Source organism: Halosimplex rubrum, from assembly GCF_013415885.1.
Lineage (GTDB): Archaea > Halobacteriota > Halobacteria > Halobacteriales > Haloarculaceae > Halosimplex > Halosimplex rubrum.
This window is the reverse complement of sequence record NZ_CP058910.1, coordinates 3,751,580-3,772,252: the sequence shown is the minus strand read 5'-3', so window position 1 is coordinate 3,772,252 and position 20,673 is coordinate 3,751,580. Positions and strand designations below refer to the sequence as shown.

Below are 20,673 nucleotides of genomic sequence, written 5' to 3'. Positions count from 1 at the left end.
CGCCGAGAAGACCTGTCGGACGTGAATAGCGACCGGCGGCGGCCGGCAACAGAAGAGGTATACAGGGCGCTGCCAAATTCCGGAACATGTCAGTCGGGAACCGGCAGGGGGTCGTCGAAGCGATCCGCTTCGACCTGAACAAGTTCCACGAGACCTGGATGGGACTGCTCTACCCGCGCCAGCGCGGTGCGGGCGACACCGTCCTCGGGAAGTGGCAACCGCAGACCACGCGCGAGCGGGTCACCTACACCGCGTGGGCGGCGCTGGGGGCGCTCGTCGTCGCGGTGCTGTACCCGCTCGCCCTGTTCGGCGTCGTCGTCCGCTTCCACGCCCGAAAGATCGACGTGTCGGTGGAGAAACTCGGCGCGGTCGGCGTGATACTGCTCGCCGTCCTAGTCTGGGGGGGCCTCTCGGCGCTGGTCGAGTTCCGGCTGGACTACTCGGGCCAGGAGACCAACGCCATCATCGCCGCCAGCGTCGTCGCCATCGTCTCGGCGGGACTGGCCGTGGCCTTCCGCGCGATCGGCGGGCGGATCACGACCGTCGTCTTCGCGTACCCCTTCGGGATGACCGCCATCTTCCTGCCGCCGGTGGTCGCCGCGCTCGTCTCCGACGACGTGGCCCAGTTCAGCATCGCCTACGCGGACCAGATCGCCGAACTCGTCCGCGAGGAGGCCCTCGGCCCGGTCGGCCTCCGGAGCTACGTCGTCGACAGGTTCGACATGACGGAGTTCGCCTACGTCCTCATCTGGGTCGGCATCTCCGTCCCGCTCGGGTGGCTGCTCGGCACCACCGTCGCGCTCGCCGACTTCATCCGCCCGACCGGGGAGTAGCGGTCGCCCTTCTCTGACCGGTCGTCACAGCACGTCGTCGGGGTCGATAGCCACCGGCTCCGGGAGGGCGCCCGCCCCGTCGCCGCTCGCGACGGCGACGGTCCCGGTCGACTCGCGGTCGACGAGCACCGTCCCGCCCGCGAGTAGCGGCGCGAGCACGCCCGCGGCGACGGTTCCCGGTTCGGCCAGCGGCGCCCGCACGGCGACCTCGTCGTCGCCGTCGAGGCCGTACTCCTCGACGATCCGCTCGGCGACCGTCAGCAGTCGCTCGTGGGGGAACTCCTCCTCGGCGGTGGCGAGGGCGATGTCGGTCGGGCTCACCCGGTCGGGCGGACTCGTCGGGTTCTCGCTCCACATCTCCGCCTCGAAGTGGGCGAACTCGGGGGTATCGGGCACGTCGCCGTAGACGAACGTCTTCGTCCCCGGGCCGGGGTCGTAGGCGTCGGCGCGGGCCGCGGGGACGACGAGCGCCTTTGCCGACGGCGACTCCCCGGGGTCGAAATGGGTCGCCGCCCCGAGGAGACTCGCGCCGAACAGCGCGAGCAGCGGCGGCGGCGTCAGCGAGTCGCCGGCGTCGACGGCGACGGTCGCGCCGCCGCGGACGCCGTAGTGGCGCAGGATGTTGCCCGTCTTCCAGGCGTTCGTGCAGTACTTCTCGTAGCTGTACGAGCCGGCGCGGCTGTCGGTCCGCACTGCAAGCTCGTCGGTGCGTCGCTCGCGAGCCACGAGGTCCCCGATCACGTCCATGGCGGCGCTTCGGCCGGTATCGGCAAAAGGGGTCCGACACGGTACCGCGGGGGTATCTGTTGGACGACCGGGTCGACCGTCTCACCGGAGCCGCCACCCGCGCAGGAAGGCGACGGCGACGCCGCCGACGACGACGCTGAACAGCAGCGTCGCGGTCCGGACGACCAGCACTCCGGCGGCGGCCGTGGCCGGCGAGACGGCGGTGACGAGGCCGATCGCGCCCCCGAGCAACACGTCGTAGGCACCGAGGCTGGCCGGGATGGGGACCACGCTCGCGACCTGCGGGAGCGGGACGACGACGACCAGCGGGACCACCGCGAGGACGCCCACCTCCGCGCCGACGCCGACGAGCGCGACCCACAGCGCGGCCGCCGTGAGCAGTTGCTCCGCCACGCCGCCGACGGCGACCAGTGCGAGCAACCCCGGTCGCCCCCGAAACCTGACGATCCGCGTCCAGAACCGCTCCAGCGCGCGGTCGACGACCGACCGATCGTGGGGCGTCTCGCGGTACAGCGAGGAGACCCACCGGACGACCGGGCCGAGGACGACGGCCAGGCCGCCGCTGATCGGGCCGCGAAACCGGACGACCAACGCGCCCGCGGCCGCCAGCCCGACGACGGCGCCGCCGAGGGTCGTCAGGACGTAGCCGGGCGCGGGGCCGCCGAGGACGACCACGAGCGCGGCGGCGGTCGAGACGACCAGCTGGGCGCCCGACTTGACGTACTTTGCGACCGAGCGGACGGCCAGCGCCTCGCTGTAGGTCGTCCCCGTCGCGGTCTCGACGAACGTCGCCATGATCGGCTCGGAGCTGACCGGGCCGGCGGGGCTCAGCGCGTCGAAGAAGTCGCCGGCGACCGCGAACTGGACGCTCCGACCGCCGGAGATCCCGCCGCCGAGCGGCCGGACCGAGGCCCAGAAGCCGAGCCCGTCGACGACGCCCTCGGCGACGACGAGGACCGCGACCGCGGCGAGCAGTCCGGGGGCGACCACCGACAGGCGGGCGGCGACGCCGTCGACGCCGACGAACGCGAGGTAGCCGCCGAGGGCGCTGCCGCCGACGAGGACGCCCGCCAGGAACCGGAGAGTCCGGCGCACACCCCGGGGTGGGGCGGGTCGGGAGAAAAGCCCACCGGGAGCGTCGAGCGGTCCCGCTCGTCCGGCGGCCCGTTCGTCACGCGGTGACGCCCCGGTCGGTCACCCGTCGACGCGGCGCCAGTACAGCGCGAGGTCGAGCGTCACGTCGTCGAAGTCGACGGTCTCCTCGCGGACGCAGGCGTAGCCGAGCGACTCGTAGAAACCGCGGGCCTGCTCGTTGTCCGCGCCGGTGTTCAGGACCAGCGCGCGGTACCCCCGGCGACGCGCACGCCGGGCGAGCTCCTCGACGATCCGGGTGCCGAACCCCCGACCTTGCATCGCAGGATCGACCCGGACGCGGGAGAGTTCGCCGGTGCCCGCCGCGGCGTCGAAGCGGTCGGCCATCCAGCCGTCGAGGGGTTCGACGGCGCCGGTCGCGACGATCTCACTGTCCGGTTCGCGGGTCCTCTCTCCCCGCTCACCGTTCGAGGCCTCCCTGCGGTCGACCTCGCCCACGAGGAACTCCCCGCCGGCGTCGAGATAGTGGTCGCGCACGTCTTCGAGGTCTGTGTCGGGCGCGTCGACCACCCACTCGGGCGTCTCGGCCATCGCCTCGCGGTTCAGCTCGCGGACCCGCTCGCCGTCACCGGCGCGGTACCGGCGGATCGTCAGGTCGGTCGACCCGGCCATCCTCATACCGACGCGGCGGTCGCGTCGCCGTGGACGGGACCTCGCTCGTACGAGCCGGAGACGGTCTCGTGGACTGTCTCGGCGAGCGCGTCGTCGTCGGCCGCGTCGCGCACGTCGGCGACGGTGTCCGCCAGCGCGGCGTCGCCCGGTGTGAGATCCGTCGTCATAGCCGAAACGACTGACGGCCCCGGCTTAGCTACTATGCTGACATCGTTTCGTAGACCGTGACCGACGACACAGTCGACACAGTACGGTCGGCCAACGAGTGTGGTCGGTCACTCCAGGAAGTACTCGATGTCGTCGACGGCGTCGCCGTGGGCGTGATAGGCGTCGTCGGGCACGTCGGTGAACCACCCCAGGTCGAGGTCGGACCACTCGCCGAACGTCGGGTCGTCGGCGACCGGTTCGCCCGCGACGGGCTCGATTCCCACCACGAGGTCGTAGCTCGTGGCCGTCCGCTCGGTGTCGGACCGCAACTCGTGGGTGATAGCGCTGACCCGGAGGACCTCGGCGGCCGCGGCGTCGACGCCGGTCAGCGTCTCGGCGATCTCGGCGGCGCGTTCGAACCAGTCGGCACCGCTCGGGACGTGGCCGTAGGGCAGCCGCCAGCCGTGGGGACTGTCCATCAGCAGGACCGCGTCGGCGTCGTTCGTGACGCCGACCGCGACGAGTCCCTCCACGTCCGCGAAGTACTCGAAGGCGTCGTCGCCGTCGGTCGTCGTCGCCTCGGTGTACTCGACGCCGGGTTCCCCGTGGAGCGTCGACGGGTCGCGGAGTTCGTCCATACCGCGGGCGTTGTCGGCCGGGGTATTTGGTCGTTGGTACCTCGGTCGCGGTACGCCGTCGCGGTGCTCCGCCCACGCGGGACGGCGACCCGACCGCCCGAGTGAGTATGGCGGGAGGAACCGCGAGCTAACCGGTAACAAACGGCATATCCCTGGCGACCCGACTGTCGACCGGACGCAGTACCGATGCCAATTCACTGGAACGCACGGCGCCCGAATCGATCGCCCGACGGGGACGACCAACGACAACCCGGGATACCGGGCGTGGCCGAGACACCCGGACGGACGTACCTCTGCCTGACGTGTGAGGTCCAGTTCGTCATCCCGCGGAGCGAGACGGCGGTCTGCTGTCCGATCTGCCGCATGAACCGCATCCGGGCGATCGACTGACCGTCGCCGCTCGACGGGGTCCGATACCGATTCCGACGGTCCGGGGGCGGCGTTCTCACTCGATCGCTGCCAGCGAGTCGAAGCCGCTCCAGCACTCGCAGTCCAGATCGTCGATAGAGCTCACCTCGTCCGGCAGGTCCGAGATCGGCATCCCGTCGTCGAATCGGTCGCAGTCGTCGGTGTGGACCGAGAAGTCGTCGCTCGCCATGACCGGCATACACCGGATGGAGGCGAGACTCCGTCAAAAACCCCGCGGGGCGTTCTCGCCGAGCGTAACTGGTATCTATGTCGACTGTGTCGGGACAATCGTTTTGAGGGCGGGACGAGAGACTCGGGTATGGAAGTCGCCGAGCGGGTCCACCTGATCCCGGTGGGCTACGAGAACGACCGGATCGTCCTGCCGGCGGTCGAGTTGCGCGCCGACCGCGTCGTCCTCCTGCGCTACGAGGACGAGACCGACCACCCCTCCTACGTCGAGACCGTCCGCGGGCGCCTCGACGAGGCGGGGATCGACCACGAGACGGTGTCGTGCAACATCTTCGACTTCTACGACTCGATCGGGACCGTCGCGGAACTGGCGACCCGCTTTTCCGACCACGAGGTGTACGTCAACCTCGCCTCGGGGTCGAAGGTCACCGCCATCGGCGGCATGATCGCCTGCATGGCGACCGGCGCGACGCCGTACTACGTCCGCGCACAGCACTACGCCGCCGAGACCGACGGCGACGTGGCCGAAGGCATCCGCGAGATCACCGAACTCCCTACCTATCCGATGCAGAGCCCCGAACCCCAGCACGTCGCGGTGATGGACCACCTCGACCGCGCGGACGGCGCCCGCAAGCGCGACCTCATCGAGTTCGGGAAAAGCGAGGGGCTGCCGTTCATCGCCGAACGCGACGCCGCCAACCGCAAGAGCGAGTATCGCCTGCTCGACAGCCACGTCCTCGGCCCGCTGTCGGACAACGGCTACGTCTCCCTGGAGGAAGTCGGCCGCTCGACCCGCGTCTCCCTGACCGAGAGCGGCCGCAATACCCTCCGCGCGTTCCGCTATCTCGTCGAGGACGACTGACTCCGCTCGCGGCCGGCCGCGGGCGGCGACCGTGCCACGCCGGCGCACGCAGTTGTCAGATATGAGAATTACACCGCGTGACTCAAGGGGGGTCGTCGAGTGATACGACCAGGACCAGATGCCAGACGTTCACAACCGAGAGTCGGGTGCGGACGCACACCGGCTCGCCCCCGCCGCACCGGACGAGGAGTGCGTCTACGGTGCCTGTAGCCCCGGCTGGCACAGCGCCGCCGACCGGAGCCACGCCCTCGCCGACTGGATCGCCGTCGCCCGCGCCAACGACATCGAGCGCGTCTGCTCGCTCCTCCCCGGGGACCAGTCGCCCGGCGACCTCGAGACCGACGGGTACACCGACGTGTTCGGCCAGGACAACGTGCTCCACGCCCCGATCCCGGACGGGCGACTCGCCTGTCCGGCCCTCCTGAAACGGGAAGTGTTGCCGTTCCTCGACGACGCCGTCGAGGCCGACGAACGGGTCGTCGTCCACTGCCTCGACGGGATGGGCCGCACCGGCCAGGTGCTCGCCGCCTGGCTCGCCCACGACCGCGACTACGAACCCGAGGAGGCCATCGAAACCGTCGAAGAGACGGGTCGACAGCCCCGCGAGCCCGTCCGCGAGGGCAACGCCTCCGAACAGGAACTGCGCGACCTGCTCACGGTCGTCCGCTGAGCGGTCGACCGCCGAGACGGCCTGCCCGCCGCGACGAGGACCGCGCCAGCGCGCGGCGAGTAGCGCCTCGTTCGCGCGTCGACGGGCGTCGAACGGACGGCACAATGGAAAGTAACCGGCGGCTTCACCGCGACCGTCCACCGATCAGTAGTCACTTGTTTCTACTCTGTCAACCCCGCGACGACGATGGACAGATCTGAGTTGGTCCAGATGCTCACCCTCTGGTTCGTCGTGATGACCTTCCTCCAGACCGCCTCCGGAACGGCCGACAATCCGGTACTGGATGCCATCGGAATCGTCGCGATCCTGCTAATGTACCTGCTGCCGCTGTTGATCGTGTTCGAACTGCTCTCGGACGCTCTGATCGAACGCTGAGTCGCCGACGGTGCGCTCGGTTCGCGACGTGCCGGGTACCACCGGCCGACAGAGCGTCACCCGCCGGCGGGGCGGACCCTTATGTTCGATGGCGCACAAGTACCGGGTGATGACGACGATCAAGGACAGCGTCCACGACCACATCGCGGTCGAGGGCGTCGCGGCGGCGCTGCTCGACACGCCGCCCGTCCAGCGACTCCGGCGGATCAAGCAACTCGGGACGGTCACCTTCGTCTACCCCTCCGCCAACCACACCCGCTTCGAGCACTCGCTGGGTGTCTACCACCTCGCCAACGAGGCGCTCGCCCACCTGGGTATCGAGGGGCGTCAGGCCGAACGAGTGCGAGCGGCGGCGATGCTCCACGACGTGGGTCACGCCCCCTACAGCCACAACGTCGAGGACATCGTCCACCGCCGGACCGGCAAGTACCACGACGACGTCCACGACCTGATCGACAGCGGTCCCGTCGCCCGAGCCCTCGCGGACCACGACCTCGATCCGGGGGCCGTGGCCGACCTCGTCGCCGGCGACGGCGAGCTCGGCCAGATCGTCTCGGGCGAACTCGACGTGGACCGGATGGACTACCTCGTCCGGGACGCCCACCACACGGGCGTCCCCTACGGCACCATCGACGCCGAGCGGCTGGTGCGCGCGCTGCGGTTCGTCGACGGCGACCTCGTCTTAGACGAGGGCAACGTCCAGACCGCCGAGAGCCTCCTGCTCGCTCGGGCGCTGATGAACCCGACCGTCTACAGCCACCACGTCGCCCGCATCGCCAAGGCGATGCTCCGGCGGGCGACCCAGCGACTGCTCGTCCGCAAGGACGTCGACGCCGCGGAACTCCGGCGGATGGACGACTGCGGGCTGCGCGTGGCCCTCCGGGACTGCGAGGCGACCGCCGCCCTCGCCCACCGGCTCGACCGCCGTGACCTGTACAAGCGCGGCGTCTGGGCGGAGATGGAGGCCGTCCCCGAGGCGCTGATCGACGCCGACCAGGCGGCGATCCACGACCACGAGCGGGCGGTCGCCGAGGCGGCCAACGTCGACCCCGACGCCGTGATCCTCGACGTGCCCGGCCGTCCGTCGATGAAGGAATCGTCCAGCCGAGTGCTGGTCAACGGCGAGGTGCGCCGGCTGAGCGAGCAGTCGACGCTGGTCAACGCCTTGCGCGCCGCCCAGCGCGACCAGTGGCGGCTGGGCGTCTACGCGCCCGCCGAGAGCGCCGAACGGGTCGGCAACGCCGCCGTCCGGACGCTCGGGCTCGATCTCGACGACACCAGGGTCCGGGACGTACGACCCGGGGTCCACGCGACCCTCGACGAGTTCAACTGACCGGATTCGCCCGCGGATCCACCCCGACGGCTTTAACTGACGCCTCGGGAGAGTCCCAACAATGAGTTCCACCACGTTCGAGGGGCGGATCCTCCGCGGGCGCGAGTTCGAGCCCGTCGAGGGTCGCGTCGTCGTCGAGGACGGCACGATCACGGCCGTCGAGGAGGCGGCCACCCACAGCGACGACATCGTCCTCCCCGCGTTCGTCAACGCCCACACCCACATCGGCGACTCCATCGCCAAGGAGGCCGGCGGCGGGCTCTCGCTCGAAGAGCTGGTCGCGCCGCCGGACGGCCTGAAACACCGCCTCCTGCGGGCGGCCAGCACCGAGGAGAAGGTCGAGGCGATGCGCCGCTCGCTGCGGTTCATGGTCGATTCCGGGACGGCGGCCTGCATCGAGTTCCGCGAGGGCGGCGTCGACGGCGTCGAGGCCTTCGAGCGGGCCGCCCACGGCCTGCCCATCGACCCGATGGTCATGGGTCGCGAGACGGTCGAGGCGATGGAGGCGGCCGACGGGTTCGGCGCCAGCGGCGCCAACGACGCCGACTTCTCGCGGGAGCGCAACGCCACCGCCCGCGCCGGCAAGCCCTTCGGCATCCACGCCGGCGAGGTCGACGCCTCGGACATCAACCCCGCGCTCGACCTCGGTCCCGACTTCCTCGTCCACATGGTCCACGCCGAGGAACTGCATCTGGACCGCGTCGCCGACAGCGAGATCCCGGTCGCCGTCTGCCCGCGTTCCAATCTCGTCACCGACGTGGGCTTTCCCCCGATCGCCGAGCTGCTGGAGCGGACGACCGTCGCGCTCGGCACGGACAACGTCTTCCTCAACAGCCCGTCGATGTTCCGCGAGATGGAGTTCGCCGCGAAGCTCGCCGACGTGAGCGCCCGCGACGTGTTGCGGATGGCGACGGTCAACGGCGCCGAGATCGCCGACCGGAACTGCGGGCTGGTCGAGCCCGGTCGCGACGCCAAACTGCTCGTCCTCGACGGCGACTCCGACAACCTCGCCGGCGCGCAGGACGCCGTCCGCGCGGTCGTCCGCCGGGCCGGCGTCGCGGACGTGGCCGACGTGTACCTCGCCGGCGGGTGAGCGACGACCCGTGTTCAGGTCGCCCGTTCGTCCATCCAGTCGACGGCCTCTCCCTCGTCGTCGAACGCCGAGAGCTCGACCGCGGGCGCGTCGATCTGGTTCTCGACCGCCATCGCCTGCAGGCCTTCGGCGACGATCGCGAGATACCGGAGGTCGGTGGCCTCGCAGGCTTCGTTCCATCCCTCGGAGATGAACTCCTGTATCTCCCCGTGGACGACGACGTCCTCGGGGAAGATGCTGATCGTGCCCACCTTCTCGGCGGGCTCGTGCGCCTCAACCCACCGCTCGTTTATGCGTTTCATCGTCTCGATGTCGCCGTCCCACGCCCGAAGGTCCCAAACGATATAGGACTCACGGTCGTCCGCGTCGATCGGTAGTTGCGGATAGCTCGGTGCCATCGCGTCGAGTCGAGGACATCCTGCATGGAAAACGTGTCTCCCCGAGTATCAGTATCGACAACGCACCGACGGATCCGGGCGGTCGATCCGAGCCGTCCGTCAGCCATGCCGAAGGGTTATACAGGCGTGGGTGGTATTGACAACCACGGATATGTACGACACGATCCTGCTCCCGACGGACGGTTCGGCGGGCATCGAGCGGGTCGTCGAGCACGCGGGGGAGTTAGCGCGGGTCCACGACGCGACGGTACGAGCGCTGTACGTCGTCGACGCGACGAGTTTTACGGGGTTACCGATGGAGACGTCCTGGGACGGGGTCCGACAGGTGCTGGAGTCGGAAGGGGAGACGGCGCTGGAAGGGGTCGAGCGGCTGGCGCCCGACGACGTACACGTCGAGGCCGCGACGGTCGAGGGGACGCCCAGTACGGAGATTGTCCGGTACACGCGCGAGCAGCCGGTCGACGTGGTGGTGATGGGCACCCACGGCCGCGGTGGGATCGACCGACTGCTGCTGGGGAGCGTCGCCGAGCGCGTCGTCCGGAAGTCGGCGGTGCCCGTCGTCACCGTTCCGGTCAGCGAGGGCGCCGTCGATTCCGACGAGGTCGTCGAGGCCGACGCCGACCCCGCGGCCGGCGTCGAGAGTTCCTGACGCGGTCGCCGGCCGCTCGGCCGTCCGCCCGGGCCGCGCCGGCGCTCAGTCGACGATCGGGCGCAGGTGCTCGCAGTCCCCCGCTGTGACCTGTACCCGCTCGTCGCCCGTATCGACGACGAGCGTCCCCGGGAACTCGACGTCGACGGCGTCGCCCACGACCTCGCCACCGGGCGTGTCGACCCGCACCCGTGTGCCCAGCGTCGTCGCGTGCTCGCGCCAGGCGGGGATCACCGCTCGCGGCTCGCCCCGCAACTCGTCGAACTCCTCGAGGACTCGCTGGGTGAACAGCCGGCGGTCGACGGCGCCCGCCTCGGCCGAAAGCGTCGCTGGCCGCGCCTCGCTCGGCAGATCCGCCGGGTCGACGTTGGCGTTGATACCCATCCCGACGACGACCCACGAGACCCGATCCGCCTCGCCCTCCATCTCCGTGAGGATCCCCGCCAGCTTCCGTTCGACCGCGAGCCCCGCCGAGTCCTCCCCGCTCACCACAACGTCGTCAGAGCTCCGCTCTGACGGGCTGTCGTTCGCTTCGCTCACGACAACGTCGTTGGGCCACTTGATCCGCGCGTCGACGCCGGCCTCGCGAGCGGCCCGCGTGACCGCGACGGCGGCCGCGAGCGTGAACGCCGGCGCGTGGGCGGGCGGCACGTCCGGGCGGACGAGCAGGCTCAGCCAGACCCCGCCGCTCGGCGAGGACCACTCGCGGTCGAGTCGCCCCCGGCCGCCGGTCTGTTCGTCGGCGAGGACGGCCACGTCCGACTTCCCCTCGTCCGCGAGGTCGCGAGCGCGGGCGTTCGTACTCGGGATCGACTCGTGGTACTCCACGTCGAAGGGTGCCTCCAGCCCGTACTCGACGGCGACACCGCCGAACTCCGGGACCTCGGCGAGCGCGTACCCCTCGTCCTCGCTGGCGATACCGAACCCCGCCTCGCGCAGCGCCTCGACGTGCTTCCAGACGGCCGCCCGCGACACGTCCAGCCGCTCGGCCAGTTCCGGCCCGGTGACCGGCCCCTCGCTCAGCGCGTCGAGGACCCGCTCGCGCGTCTCCTGCATGCGAACGGGTCGGTCCCCGGCGACCGTAAGTGGTCCGGAGCGCAGCGCGACCGAATGGACCGTCCCGGCCGTCACGGCGCGGACGACCGGTCGGCTCGCCGCACACGCCGGACGAACGCGGCGACGGCCCCGACCTGCACCGCCGCGACAGCGCCCGCGAGTACCGGTCCGCCGATGGGCGCGCTCGCCGACAGAAAGGTCGCGAGGCCGACGACGACCACGACGGCCGCCAGCGCCCAGCCGTGGCCGGTCGCCAGCCGCCAGGCTCGGCCGATGGCATCCGGGATCGCCCTCCCCTCGACGAGCAGCGCCGGGAGCGCGACCAGATGGGCGACGACGTAGAGGTACAGCGCGACGAACGGGAGCCCGACGAGCACCGGCACGTCAGCCACGGGCGCGAACGCCCGGAGGAGCGCGAACGCCCCGAAGACGAGCCCGTATCGGGCCGCCGCCGCAGGCGTCACCTCGGTGTCGAGCAGCGTCGCGAACGCGTAGAGGCCGGCCGCCGCGAGCGCCGCGACCCGGAACAGCTCCAGCGCCGCGATCCAGACCAGCCACCCCGGCTCGAGCCCGGCCAGCGCCGACAGTGGCGACGAGACGCCAGCCGGGACGCTCACCATCACGCCGTAGTGGACCGACAGGCGACCGGCGCTGAGGCCCTCGAAGGCCGTAACCGGGACGGGGTCGGCCAGCCGGACCCAGTCGACGACGGCGACGGCCAGCCCCGCCAGGAGCACCGCGAGCACGACGCTCGGATTTCGCCGGAGGAGGGCGAGCCCGTCCCGGAACAGACCGGTTCCCGTGAGCGGCGCCCGGTCGGTGCGCCGGACGTCGGCGGCGGTCGGATAGCCGCCGTCGGTCTCGCCGGGCTTGGTCTCGTCTCCGCCGCTCATGGTTCCTCCAGCGCGTAGAGGCGTGCGTTCCCGACGACGTAGACGGCGTCGTCGACGACCGCGGCGGGCGAACACGGCTCCCCGCCGGGGGCGAACCGCCAGCGGGCCGACCCGTCGGCGGTGTCGACACCCGCGAGCGCACCGTCGGCGGTCGGCACCGCGACCAGCCCGTCGGCGACGGCCGGCAGGAAGGGAGCGGTCTCGACCGCGACGCCGTCGGCGACCCACCGGACCGAGCCGTCGGCGGCGTCGAGCGCGCAGAGCCGCGCCGTCGGGTCGGTCGATTCGTCGGTGTCCGTCCCTTCTTCCGACTCGGTGCCCCGACCCGCCGGGCGTCGAGCGTAGACCGTCCCGTCACCGACGGCGAGCGGTCCGGCCGGCACGTCCTCGCCCTCGAAGGTCGCGCCCCAGTCTATCTCGCCGTCGGTGTCGAGCGCCCGAATCCAGCCCTGGCCGCTGACGAACAGCCGCTCGGCCGTCGCGGTCAGGTACATCGGTGAAGCGGGAACCGTCCGCCGGACGGTGGTGTGGTCGCCGGTCGCGAGGTCGTAGCCTCGAACGCCGCCCTCGGGGCCGACGACGTAGACGGTGCCGTCACGGACCGCCGGACGCACGGCGGGGTGCCCCTCGTCGCTGGTCCACCGAACCGCGCCGCTGCTCCCGTCGACCGCCGCGAGCGTGCCGCGGAAGTACGTCAGGAGCGTGTCCCCGGCCACGACGGGCGGTGGGGTCGTGCTCCCGCCGAAGTGGACCCTGCTGTAGCTGTCCGCGTCCGCGTCGGTCGACGCCGTCCACCGCGTCGCGTCGTCGTGCCACGAACCCGACCGACCGCCGCGAGCCGGGAGTCCGACGAGTCGATGGGCGTCGAACGTCGGCGTCTCCAGCGTCGCGACGGTCGGCTCCCGGTAGGCGCGAGCGGGCGCGACCGCCGGCGCGGTCCGTGTCGACCGCCGACCACGCGCGATCATCGATCCGTCGCTCGCCGACGCGGCGAGCAGTTCGGGGCTGTCGGGCGCGTTCTCGGACCCGAACGGACCGACGGCGTAGACGACGCCGTCGGCGACGACGGGCGCGGGTCGTTCGTCCGCTTCGGATCCCGAGAGGATGTCACGCCGCCAGCGCACGCTGACGCCGTCGATCGGCGGGTCGGCTTCGGGCGCGTAGGCCGTGCCGCCGGGGTCGCGAGCGGCCATCGGCCAGCCGCTCGCACCGCCGACCGCCGTCTGCGCGCCCGCTGCCGTCCGGAGGTACTGACGCGCCAGGTAGCCGCCGCCCAGCAGCGTGCCCGCGACGCCGCCGCTCGCGAGCAACTGGCGTCTGGAGAGGGAGCCGTCGGGGACCATCTACCGGATCGTCCAAACGCACTGTCAAAAGTCTTCCAGTCCGCGCGCGCCGCACCGAGGTCGGTCAGTCCAGCACGAACATCGTGTCGCCCATGTCGACCGAGTCGCCCTCGCTCACGGCGACGGCGGTCACTGTCCCGGCGCTCTCGGCGACGATGTCGTTCTCCATCTTCATCGCTTCGAGGACGCAGAGCACGTCACCCGCCGCTACCTCGTCGCCCTCGCCGACGTTGACTTCGAGGATGGTGCCCTGCATCTCGGCGGTGACTTCCTGGCCCTCGGCGGAGACGCCGCCGGAGTCGTCGCCCCCCGAACTCCCGCCGCCCGGCTGCGGACGCTGGGCCTGCCCGCCGTTCCCCGTCGCAGCGTCCGCCTCGGTCGGGATGGCCGGCGCGCCGCGCTCCTCGAGTTCGACCTCGAAGCGCTTGCCGTTGACCTCGACGGTGAACTCCCGCTCGACGACCTCCTCGTCGTCGTCGGTGCCCGCGGACTCGGTCCCCCACTTCTCCTGTGCGGCCTCGATGCGCTCGGGGTCGAGGTCGTCGTCGAGGTACTTCGTGGTGTGGCGCCCCTCGAGGAACGGCTCGTCGGTGAGCATCATGCGGTGGAACGGGATGATCGTCGGGAAGCCCTCGATGGTGTAGTCGGCCAGGGCGCGCTTGCCGCGGGCGATGCACTCCGCGCGGTCCTCGCCCCACGTGACGAGCTTCGCGATCATCGAGTCGTAGTCGGTGACCAGCTCGTCGCCCTGGCGGTGGGCGTCGTCGACGCGGACGCCGATACCGCCGGGCGTGTCGTACACTTCGATCTCGCCGCCCGTCGCGGGCGCGAAGTCGTTCGCGGCGTTCTCGGCGTTGATACGGAACTCCATCGCATGCCCCTCGAGCTCCACGTCGTCCTGCTCGAAGGTCAGTTCCTCGCCGGCGGCGACGCGGATCTGCCACTTCACCAGGTCGATACCCGTCAGCTCCTCCGTGACGGTGTGCTCGACCTGGATGCGCGTGTTGACTTCGAGGAAGTAGAAGTCCGTGTCGGCGTCGAGCAGCCCCGCCTCGTTGCGCCCGTCGTCCTCGACGAGGAACTCGAAGGTGCCGGCGTTGTAGTAGTCGCCGGCGTCGGCGCCCCGGCGGGCGGCCTCCCTGATGTCCTCGCGCAACTCGTCGGTCAGCGCGGGGCTCGGCCCCTCCTCGATGACCTTCTGCTGGCGCCGCTGGAGCGAGCAGTCGCGCTCGCCGACGTGGCGGACGTTGCCGTGTTTGTCGGCGATGATCTGCACCTCGACGTGGCGGGCGCTGTCGAGAAAGCGCTCCAGGTAGACCGAGGCGTTCGAGAAGTACGCCTCGCCCTCGCGCTGGGCGGTATCGAGGGCCTCCTCGGCGTCTTCGGCGCTCTCGACGACTTCCTGGCCCATCCCGCCGCCCCCGCCCTCGGCCTTGATCAGGACCGGGAACCCGTGTTCCTCGCCGAACTCGACCACCTGTTCGGGGTCCTCGACGGACTCGGTGGTCCCGGGGACGATCGGCACGTCTGCATCGCGCATCACCTGGCGGGCATGGGTCTTCTCGCCGAGGCGCTCCATCGCGTCGCTGGCGGGGCCGATCCAGGTGATCCCGTCGGTCTCCTCGACGCGGGCGGCGAAGTCGGCGTTCTCGGCCATGAACCCGTAGCCGGGGTGGATGGCGTCGGCGTCGGCCCGCTCCGCGGCCTCGATGACCGCCTCACCGTCGTTGTAGGAGTCGGCGGCGCGAGCGGGGCCGACGTTGTACGCCTCGTCGGCGTAGCGGACGAAGCCGGCGTGCTTGTCGGCCTCGCTGTAGACGGCGACCGTCCCGACGCCCAGCTCCTCGCAGGCTCGCATCACGCGGACGGCGATCTCGCCGCGGTTCGCGACGAGGACCTTGTCGAACATACCCCACAGTACCGAGCGTCACCCTTTAAATTTGATCGGAGTTCGCGACCGCGACCGACCGGCGACGCCGTCGGTCCGTCGCAGTGGTCCAGCCCGATCGTTAATGGATGATTTCGCCCGTCCACGGCCTGATTCGGACGTTTTCGGCGGATCGGTTTGTTGGTGTTAAGTCGATCCGGCACCGAGTTCCGGTATGGAACGTCCCAACTGGACAGCCGCCGGTGAGTCGCCCGAACCGGCCGACAGCGAACGTGTCGACCGCGACGAGTACGAGACGGTCGAGCGGCGGGTACTGGTGATCGGTGCCGGGGCCGCGGGCGCCCGGACGGCCATCGAGTTGGTCGAACAGGGCGTCGACCCCGAGGACCTGCTGGTCGTCGGCAAGCGCGGCCACGGCGACGCCCACACGACGTGGGCTCGCGGCGGGATCAACGGCGCGCTCGGGACCCACGACCCCGAGGACGACTGGACGGTCCACGCCGCCGACACCCTCAACGAGGGCCACCACGTCAACGACCCCGACAAGGTCGAGACCGTGACGAAACGGATGCCGGACCTCCTCCGGGAGCTCGACGACTGGGGGATGGCGTTCAGCCGGACCGACGACGGCGAGATCGACCAGCGCTACTTCGGCGCCCAGTCGTTCCGCCGGACGGCCTTCGCCGGCGACCACACCGGCGAGTCGCTGCTCGACACGCTCGTCGACCGCGCGCAGGCCCTCAAGATCCCCCTATCGCGAGAACCTGTTCGTCTCGGATCTCGTCACCGACGGCGACCGCGTGCTCGGCGCCGCGGCCGTCGACATCGACACCGGCGAGTTCGTCGGCGTCGACGCCGAGACCGTCGTGCTCGCCGCCGGCGGATACACCAGCCTCTACAGGCGCCACTCCTCGCGCGACGACGAGAACACCGGGGACGGCCCGGCGCTGGCCTATCGCGCCGGCGCCGACCTGCTGGATATGGAGTTCGTCCAGTTCCACCCGACCGGGATGGTCGGCGACCGCTACGGCGACGACTGGGACGGCCGGCTCGTCACCGAGGCGGTCCGCGGCGAGGGCGGACGGCTGTTCAACTCGGAGGGCGAGCGCTTCATGGAGCGGTACTCGCCCGACCAGATGGAGCTCGACGCCCGCGACGTGGTCGCCCGCGCGATCGCCCAGGAGATCGAAGAGGGTCGCGGCACCGACAGCGGCGGTGTCTACCTCGACATCTCCCACCGCGAGCGCGAGTTCATCGAGGAGCGGCTCCCGCGGATGTACGAGCGGTTCACGGATCTGGGCGTCGACATGGCCGAGGAGCCCGTCGAGGTGGCGCCGACCGCCCACTACGGCATGGGCGGTGTCGTCGTTGACGACGTGGGCGAGACGGCCGTGGACGGGCTCTACGCCATCGGCGAGACGATGGCGGGCGTCCACGGTGCCAACCGCCTCGGCGGCAACTCCCTGGCCGAGACGATCGCCTTCGGCGAGGTGACGGGCCAGGCGATCGCCGAGCGACTCTCGGCCGGCGGCGGCGAGGCCGGGACCGCCGAGGACCGCGCGGCCGGCTTCCACGAACACGTCGGGAGGCACTTCGCGGACGTCGCGGCGCTGTCGGCGAGCGACGGGACTCACGACCCCGAGGCGCTGCTCGACGAGGTGCGCGAACTGCTCTGGACCCACGCCGGGATCCTCCGCGACGGCGAGGGGCTGGCCGCCGCACTGGACGACCTGGACGACCTCCGCGAGCGTGCGGGTGACCTCGCGGTCGGGAGCCGGACCGACCGCTCCTTCGAGTTCGCGCTCGACCTGGGCTTCGCGCTGACCGTCGCCGAGGCGATACTGCGCGGCGCGCTCGAACGCGCGGAGTCCCGCGGCGCCCACGTGCGCACCGACTACCCCGAGACCGACTCCGAGTGGCGCCGCTCGATCGTGCTCGGCCGCGACAGCGTCGGCGCGATGCACGTCGACACGGCGCCCGTCGGGACGCCGAGCGAGGCGGTCCGGGAGGCGCTCGACGCCGGCTACGAGCTGGACTACCACCAGCTCGAGTAACCGGCTGACGCCGCCCCACCGCTCGACCGCCGGAGCCGCCCGGTCGGGAAAACGGTTATGCGCTTGCTGGGCCTCGGTTCACGGGTGAGCGACAGCGAACGCGTCGCCCGAACCGACGACGGGCTGGCACAGGTGCTCGACGCCGACGGCCGGGTTCGCGAGGGGGCGACCGTCCCGGACCTCCCCGACGAGGAACTCGTCGCGATGTTCCGCGAGATGACGCTCGCTCGCCACCTCGACGAGCGGGCCGTCTCGCTGCAGCGCCAGGGGCGCATGGGCACCTACCCGCCGTTGGCGGGCCAGGAGGCCGCGCAGGTCGCCTCGACCCACGCGTTGCGCGACGACGACTGGATCGTCGACCAGTACCGCGAGCACGGTGCCGTCGCGGTGCGGGGCCTCGAACCGGAGTACCTGCTGTACTGGATGGGCCACGAGGTCGGCAACGAGTGGCTCGCCTCCAAGCACGTCTTTCCCCTCAACATCTCCATCGCGAGCCACCTCCCCCACGCGACGGGGATGGCATGGGCCGCCCGCCTGCAGGGCGACGACCGTATCGTCTGCTGTCACTTCGGCGACGGCGCCACGAGCGAAGGGGACTTCCACGAGGCGCTCAACTTCGCCGGCGTCTTCGACGCGCCCGCCCTCTTCTTCTGTAACAACAACCAGTACGCCATCTCCGTCCCGCGCGAGCGCCAGACGGCGAGCGCGACCATCGCGGCGAAGGCCGACGCCTACGGCTTCGCGGGCCTCCGCGTCGACGGGATGGACCCGCTGGCCGTCTACCAGGTGACGAAGGGAGCCGTCGAGAAGGCCCGCGACCCGGGTGCCGACCAGTTGCGGCCGACGCTGATCGAGGCGGAGATGTACCGCTTCGGCGCCCACACGACCGCCGACGACCCCTCGCGGTATCGGACCGACGAGGAGGTCGCGCGCTGGCGCGACCGGGACCCGATCCCGCGGATGGAGACGTTCCTCCGCGAGCGCGGCCTGCTCGACGACGAGCGCGTCGCCGCCATCGAGGAGCGCAACCGCGACGCGGTCGCGGCGCTGGTCGAGGCCGCGGAGGCCTACGAGCCCGACGTGTCGGAGTGGTTCGCGCATGCGTACGCGGAACCGACGGCGCGGGTTCGGGAAAGCGAGGCGTACCTGCGGGCGTTGCGCGAGCGCCACGGCGACGACGCGCTGCTGCGCGACGAGTGACGTGGAAAGGTCGAGGATACTCGCCGATGCGTCGGGTTACCGACGGAGGGGAGCGGCCTACCGGTGGGAAGCTCCCGCATAGCAATACCGACTCGGTCCGTGGGCACTCGTATGGCGTATCAAGTCCAATGTAGCCAGAACGACGACTTCATGATCAAATCCGAGGACGAGCACGAGGTCATCGAGCACGTCAAAGAACACGCTCAGGAGAAACACGACATGGACCTGAGCGACGACGAGGCCCGCGACATGGTCCAGCAGGCGTCCTGAGTCCGCCCCGGCGACCTCTCCACCCTTCTCCGGTCGGATCGTCCCGCCAGCGGCGGCCGGGCACCAATCGTTTTGTGTACCGCCCCATCAGTTCGCGTATGGATACGGTGTCGGCGGTGATGGCGTGACGGGCGTCTACGAGTACGCGCTGGGCGAGGCGGCCGCGGACCTCCACCCGAACGTGCGCGAGCGGTACGCGCTCGGCCCCGACGACGCGTTCGCGACCGTGGGTCGCGGACGGATGGACATCACGCGCGGCGCGGTCGCGCTGCCGGTGCTGTACGCGATGCCCGCGCGGAACCTCCTCTTCCCCGAGTCCGGCGAGGACGTGCCGTTCTCGGTGACGACCGTCGGGTGGCGCGACCCCGCGGGCTACGAGGCGCTGACGACTCGCCGCGAGTTCGATTTCGACGGCAAAGTGCGGCAGTTCGACTCGACAACGGTGTGGGACCGCGACCGCGGACGGCTGTTCGACTTCCTCGGCACCGGCGGCCACGTCGTCTCGGAACTGCACCCGCGCGTCGAGGACGGCGACCTCGTCGTCGAGGGCGGCAAGCAGTGGACCCGCGTCGGCGGCCGATACCTGCCGACGCCGGGCCCACTCGGGGTCGACGTGACGGTCCGGGACCGCTACGACGAGAGTGAGGAACAGTTTCACGTGACCGCGACGGTCGAGAGCGGGCTGGTGGGGCACATCCTCGGCTACCGCGGGTCGTTCACCCAGGAGCGCCGGGAGATGGAACGGGTGCCCGAGGACCTCAAGCCCGTCACGGGGATCGACCCGCTGCCGCCATGAGCGGCGCGGAGGCCGGGGAAGACACGGCAACCGCCGAAGGCCCGGGAGCCGACCCCGACCCCGACCCGTTCGCGCGCCTCGTCGCCGGCGTCTCGCTCGCCGACCTGAGCGCCGTCTTCGGCGCGGGCCTGTGGGTCGTCCTCGCCGCCGCGGGCGGGCTCTCGCAGGTCGAGCGCGCGCTCGCGCTGGCGCCGCTGGTCGTCGTCCCGCTCGGCGTCGGGCTGGCCGCCCGTGGTGCCTTCCCCGGGCTGTCGGGCCGGCTGCTCGGCGCCGCCGTCGCGCTCCTCCCGGTCGGCGCGTCGCTGATGGCCCTCTCGCTCGTCGTCGACGCGGGGCCGGTCGCCGCGGGGCTGGCCGCGCCGTGGGTCTTCGTGACGAGTCTGCTCGCGCTCGCCGGCGTCTCGCGGGCGGTCGAGCGCGAGAGTGGTCGGGGCCGCGGGGCCGACGGGAGCGGCGGGACCGACGAGTCGGTCGCGCTCGCGCCGGCGCTCGTCGACGCCGGGCTCGCCTACGCGCCGGTCGCCGCCGTCGCGCTCGTGTTCTCTCATCTCGGGATCACTTTCGGTTTCGGTCCGACGATCATCCTGCTGACCGCGGTTCACTTCCACTTCGCCGGGTTCGCACTGCCCGTCCTCGCGGGCGTGACGGGCCGCCGGATCGGCGGCTTCGAGGGAGCCACCCGCGCCGTGGCTGGCGTGCTCCTCGTCGGCCCCGCCCTCATCGCGATCGGCATCTCCTTTTCGCCGCTCGTGGAGGTCGTCGCCGTCGGCGTGTTCACCCTGGCGGTGGCGGCGTTCGGCCTGCTGGCGCTCGTCCGCGCCGTTCCCTCGCTGGGCGCGCTCCCGGCCGCGCTGGTCGGCCTCTCGGCGCTCGCGCTCCCGGCGTCGATGGTGCTGGCGCTCGGATACGGTATCGCCGCGTTCTCCGGGACGAACCCGTTGGGACTGAGTATCGGTCGGATGGTGACGCTCCACGGCTCGCTGAACGCCTACGGGTTCGCGCTGTGTGGCGTGATCGGGTGGCGGTTCACGACGGCGGCGGCAGAAGCGTAGGGGCGCCCGTCGCGC

The 20,673-nt window shown here is 71.2% G+C and carries 23 protein-coding genes and 1 pseudogene; 13 read left to right on the top strand and 11 right to left on the bottom strand.

Annotation, left to right across the window (positions count from 1 at the left end; all coding sequences use genetic code 11):
- Positions 1-86: 86 nt before the first annotated feature.
- Positions 87-833 (top strand): hypothetical protein, encoded by a 747-nt coding sequence (locus HZS55_RS18820; protein WP_179909088.1) that lies wholly within the window; start codon positions 87-89, stop codon positions 831-833.
- Positions 834-857: 24 nt separating this feature from the next.
- Here HZS55_RS18820 and HZS55_RS18815 read toward each other — a convergent pair whose 3' ends face one another.
- The 5 genes from HZS55_RS18815 to HZS55_RS18795 all read right to left on the bottom strand — a co-directional run bounded on the left by HZS55_RS18815 (position 858) and on the right by HZS55_RS18795 (position 4,129).
- Positions 858-1,580 carry an acetyl-CoA synthetase gene (locus tag HZS55_RS18815; RefSeq protein WP_179909087.1) on the bottom strand — a complete coding sequence of 241 codons (723 nt, stop codon included), beginning with the start codon at positions 1,578-1,580 and terminating at the stop codon, positions 858-860.
- Positions 1,581-1,661: 81 nt separating this feature from the next.
- The gene (locus tag HZS55_RS18810; RefSeq protein ID WP_179909086.1) at positions 1,662-2,675 is read right to left on the bottom strand and encodes a lysylphosphatidylglycerol synthase domain-containing protein; all 1,014 of its coding nucleotides are present in this window, start codon (positions 2,673-2,675) and stop codon (positions 1,662-1,664) included.
- Between the two features lie 99 nt (positions 2,676-2,774).
- Positions 2,775-3,344 (bottom strand): GNAT family N-acetyltransferase, encoded by a 570-nt coding sequence (locus HZS55_RS18805; RefSeq protein WP_179909085.1) that lies wholly within the window; start codon positions 3,342-3,344, stop codon positions 2,775-2,777.
- A gap of 2 nt (positions 3,345-3,346) precedes the next feature.
- Complete coding sequence (locus HZS55_RS18800; RefSeq protein WP_179909084.1) at positions 3,347-3,511, bottom strand: hypothetical protein; 165 nt, start codon at positions 3,509-3,511, stop codon at positions 3,347-3,349.
- Between the two features lie 108 nt (positions 3,512-3,619).
- Complete coding sequence (locus HZS55_RS18795; RefSeq protein ID WP_179909083.1) at positions 3,620-4,129, bottom strand: hypothetical protein; 510 nt, start codon at positions 4,127-4,129, stop codon at positions 3,620-3,622.
- Between the two features lie 264 nt (positions 4,130-4,393).
- Here HZS55_RS18795 and HZS55_RS22885 point away from each other — a divergent pair, with 264 nt between their 5' ends.
- A complete protein-coding gene (locus tag HZS55_RS22885; protein ID WP_281372750.1) occupies positions 4,394-4,519 on the top strand; it encodes a hypothetical protein in 126 nt (41 codons plus the stop codon).
- Between the two features lie 55 nt (positions 4,520-4,574).
- On the opposite strand, the gene HZS55_RS18790 is transcribed toward HZS55_RS22885, so the two are convergent.
- Positions 4,575-4,736, bottom strand: coding sequence for a hypothetical protein (locus HZS55_RS18790; protein ID WP_179909082.1), 162 nt, complete (start codon positions 4,734-4,736; stop codon positions 4,575-4,577).
- 120 nt (positions 4,737-4,856) lie between these two features.
- Here HZS55_RS18790 and HZS55_RS18785 point away from each other — a divergent pair, with 120 nt between their 5' ends.
- The 5 genes from HZS55_RS18785 (at position 4,857) to HZS55_RS18765 (ending at position 9,059) form a co-directional block, all read left to right on the top strand.
- A complete protein-coding gene (locus HZS55_RS18785; RefSeq protein WP_179909081.1) occupies positions 4,857-5,588 on the top strand; it encodes an HFX_2341 family transcriptional regulator domain-containing protein in 732 nt (243 codons plus the stop codon).
- A 118-nt stretch (positions 5,589-5,706) separates the two neighbouring features.
- Positions 5,707-6,258, top strand: a complete 552-nt coding sequence (locus tag HZS55_RS18780) for a protein-tyrosine phosphatase family protein (RefSeq protein ID WP_179909080.1) — start codon at positions 5,707-5,709, stop codon at positions 6,256-6,258.
- Positions 6,259-6,444: 186 nt separating this feature from the next.
- Entirely contained in the window at positions 6,445-6,633 is a 189-nt protein-coding gene (locus HZS55_RS18775) for a hypothetical protein (RefSeq protein WP_179909079.1), read from the top strand.
- 109 nt (positions 6,634-6,742) lie between these two features.
- Positions 6,743-7,966: an HD domain-containing protein gene (locus HZS55_RS18770; protein WP_179909078.1), complete on the top strand. Its 1,224-nt coding sequence runs from the start codon at positions 6,743-6,745 to the stop codon at positions 7,964-7,966.
- A 61-nt stretch (positions 7,967-8,027) separates the two neighbouring features.
- Positions 8,028-9,059 carry an amidohydrolase family protein gene (locus HZS55_RS18765; protein WP_179909077.1) on the top strand — a complete coding sequence of 344 codons (1,032 nt, stop codon included), beginning with the start codon at positions 8,028-8,030 and terminating at the stop codon, positions 9,057-9,059.
- Positions 9,060-9,073: 14 nt separating this feature from the next.
- Here the strand turns inward: HZS55_RS18765 and HZS55_RS18760 are convergent, their stop codons facing one another.
- Positions 9,074-9,457: a hypothetical protein gene (locus tag HZS55_RS18760; RefSeq protein ID WP_179909076.1), complete on the bottom strand. Its 384-nt coding sequence runs from the start codon at positions 9,455-9,457 to the stop codon at positions 9,074-9,076.
- A gap of 151 nt (positions 9,458-9,608) precedes the next feature.
- Between HZS55_RS18760 and HZS55_RS18755 the strand changes: the two genes are divergently transcribed.
- Positions 9,609-10,106, top strand: a complete 498-nt coding sequence (locus HZS55_RS18755; RefSeq protein WP_179909075.1) for a universal stress protein — start codon at positions 9,609-9,611, stop codon at positions 10,104-10,106.
- Between the two features lie 45 nt (positions 10,107-10,151).
- On the opposite strand, the gene HZS55_RS18750 is transcribed toward HZS55_RS18755, so the two are convergent.
- The 4 genes from HZS55_RS18750 to HZS55_RS18735 form a co-directional block, all read right to left on the bottom strand.
- On the bottom strand, positions 10,152-11,162 hold the full coding sequence (locus tag HZS55_RS18750; protein WP_179909074.1) for a biotin--[acetyl-CoA-carboxylase] ligase: 1,011 nt from the start codon (positions 11,160-11,162) through the stop codon (positions 10,152-10,154).
- Positions 11,163-11,233: 71 nt separating this feature from the next.
- Positions 11,234-12,055 carry a hypothetical protein gene (locus HZS55_RS18745; RefSeq protein WP_179909073.1) on the bottom strand — a complete coding sequence of 274 codons (822 nt, stop codon included), beginning with the start codon at positions 12,053-12,055 and terminating at the stop codon, positions 11,234-11,236.
- Positions 12,052-13,398: an outer membrane protein assembly factor BamB family protein gene (locus HZS55_RS18740; protein ID WP_179909072.1), complete on the bottom strand. Its 1,347-nt coding sequence runs from the start codon at positions 13,396-13,398 to the stop codon at positions 12,052-12,054. The genes HZS55_RS18745 and HZS55_RS18740 overlap by 4 nt, the downstream gene beginning before the upstream one ends.
- Positions 13,399-13,462: 64 nt before the next feature.
- The gene (locus HZS55_RS18735; RefSeq protein WP_179909071.1) at positions 13,463-15,307 is read right to left on the bottom strand and encodes an ATP-binding protein; all 1,845 of its coding nucleotides are present in this window, start codon (positions 15,305-15,307) and stop codon (positions 13,463-13,465) included.
- A gap of 193 nt (positions 15,308-15,500) precedes the next feature.
- Between HZS55_RS18735 and HZS55_RS23060 the strand changes: the two are divergent.
- The 5 genes and pseudogenes from HZS55_RS23060 to HZS55_RS18710 all read left to right on the top strand — a co-directional run bounded on the left by HZS55_RS23060 (position 15,501) and on the right by HZS55_RS18710 (position 20,658).
- A pseudogene (locus HZS55_RS23060) lies at positions 15,501-17,340 on the top strand (L-aspartate oxidase).
- 57 nt (positions 17,341-17,397) lie between these two features.
- Positions 17,398-18,540, top strand: a complete 1,143-nt coding sequence (pdhA, locus tag HZS55_RS18725; protein WP_246308303.1) for a pyruvate dehydrogenase (acetyl-transferring) E1 component subunit alpha — start codon at positions 17,398-17,400, stop codon at positions 18,538-18,540.
- Between the two features lie 111 nt (positions 18,541-18,651).
- On the top strand, positions 18,652-18,810 hold the full coding sequence (locus HZS55_RS18720; RefSeq protein ID WP_179909070.1) for a DUF1059 domain-containing protein: 159 nt from the start codon (positions 18,652-18,654) through the stop codon (positions 18,808-18,810).
- A 124-nt stretch (positions 18,811-18,934) separates the two neighbouring features.
- Positions 18,935-19,606, top strand: coding sequence for a DUF4166 domain-containing protein (locus HZS55_RS18715; RefSeq protein ID WP_179909069.1), 672 nt, complete (start codon positions 18,935-18,937; stop codon positions 19,604-19,606).
- Positions 19,603-20,658 (top strand): YndJ family protein, encoded by a 1,056-nt coding sequence (locus HZS55_RS18710; RefSeq protein WP_179909068.1) that lies wholly within the window; start codon positions 19,603-19,605, stop codon positions 20,656-20,658. Before HZS55_RS18715 ends, HZS55_RS18710 begins: the two co-directional genes overlap by 4 nt.
- Positions 20,659-20,673 lie beyond the last annotated feature (15 nt).

Coding starts and splice junctions, on each gene's coding strand:
- HZS55_RS18820 (WP_179909088.1), top strand. CDS start 87: ATGTCAGTCGGGAACCGGCAGGGGGTCGTCGAAGCGATCCGCTTCGAC.
- HZS55_RS18815 (WP_179909087.1), bottom strand. CDS start 1,580: ATGGACGTGATCGGGGACCTCGTGGCTCGCGAGCGACGCACCGACGAG.
- HZS55_RS18805 (WP_179909085.1), bottom strand. CDS start 3,344: ATGGCCGGGTCGACCGACCTGACGATCCGCCGGTACCGCGCCGGTGAC.
- HZS55_RS18800 (WP_179909084.1), bottom strand. CDS start 3,511: ATGACGACGGATCTCACACCGGGCGACGCCGCGCTGGCGGACACCGTC.
- HZS55_RS18795 (WP_179909083.1), bottom strand. CDS start 4,129: ATGGACGAACTCCGCGACCCGTCGACGCTCCACGGGGAACCCGGCGTC.
- HZS55_RS18790 (WP_179909082.1), bottom strand. CDS start 4,736: ATGCCGGTCATGGCGAGCGACGACTTCTCGGTCCACACCGACGACTGC.
- HZS55_RS18785 (WP_179909081.1), top strand. CDS start 4,857: ATGGAAGTCGCCGAGCGGGTCCACCTGATCCCGGTGGGCTACGAGAAC.
- HZS55_RS18780 (WP_179909080.1), top strand. CDS start 5,707: ATGCCAGACGTTCACAACCGAGAGTCGGGTGCGGACGCACACCGGCTC.
- HZS55_RS18775 (WP_179909079.1), top strand. CDS start 6,445: ATGGACAGATCTGAGTTGGTCCAGATGCTCACCCTCTGGTTCGTCGTG.
- HZS55_RS18770 (WP_179909078.1), top strand. CDS start 6,743: ATGACGACGATCAAGGACAGCGTCCACGACCACATCGCGGTCGAGGGC.
- HZS55_RS18765 (WP_179909077.1), top strand. CDS start 8,028: ATGAGTTCCACCACGTTCGAGGGGCGGATCCTCCGCGGGCGCGAGTTC.
- HZS55_RS18760 (WP_179909076.1), bottom strand. CDS start 9,457: ATGGCACCGAGCTATCCGCAACTACCGATCGACGCGGACGACCGTGAG.
- HZS55_RS18755 (WP_179909075.1), top strand. CDS start 9,609: ATGTACGACACGATCCTGCTCCCGACGGACGGTTCGGCGGGCATCGAG.
- HZS55_RS18750 (WP_179909074.1), bottom strand. CDS start 11,162: ATGCAGGAGACGCGCGAGCGGGTCCTCGACGCGCTGAGCGAGGGGCCG.
- HZS55_RS18745 (WP_179909073.1), bottom strand. CDS start 12,055: ATGAGCGGCGGAGACGAGACCAAGCCCGGCGAGACCGACGGCGGCTAT.
- HZS55_RS18740 (WP_179909072.1), bottom strand. CDS start 13,398: ATGGTCCCCGACGGCTCCCTCTCCAGACGCCAGTTGCTCGCGAGCGGC.
- HZS55_RS18735 (WP_179909071.1), bottom strand. CDS start 15,307: ATGTTCGACAAGGTCCTCGTCGCGAACCGCGGCGAGATCGCCGTCCGC.
- pdhA (WP_246308303.1), top strand. CDS start 17,398: ATGCGCTTGCTGGGCCTCGGTTCACGGGTGAGCGACAGCGAACGCGTC.
- HZS55_RS18720 (WP_179909070.1), top strand. CDS start 18,652: ATGGCGTATCAAGTCCAATGTAGCCAGAACGACGACTTCATGATCAAA.
- HZS55_RS18710 (WP_179909068.1), top strand. CDS start 19,603: ATGAGCGGCGCGGAGGCCGGGGAAGACACGGCAACCGCCGAAGGCCCG.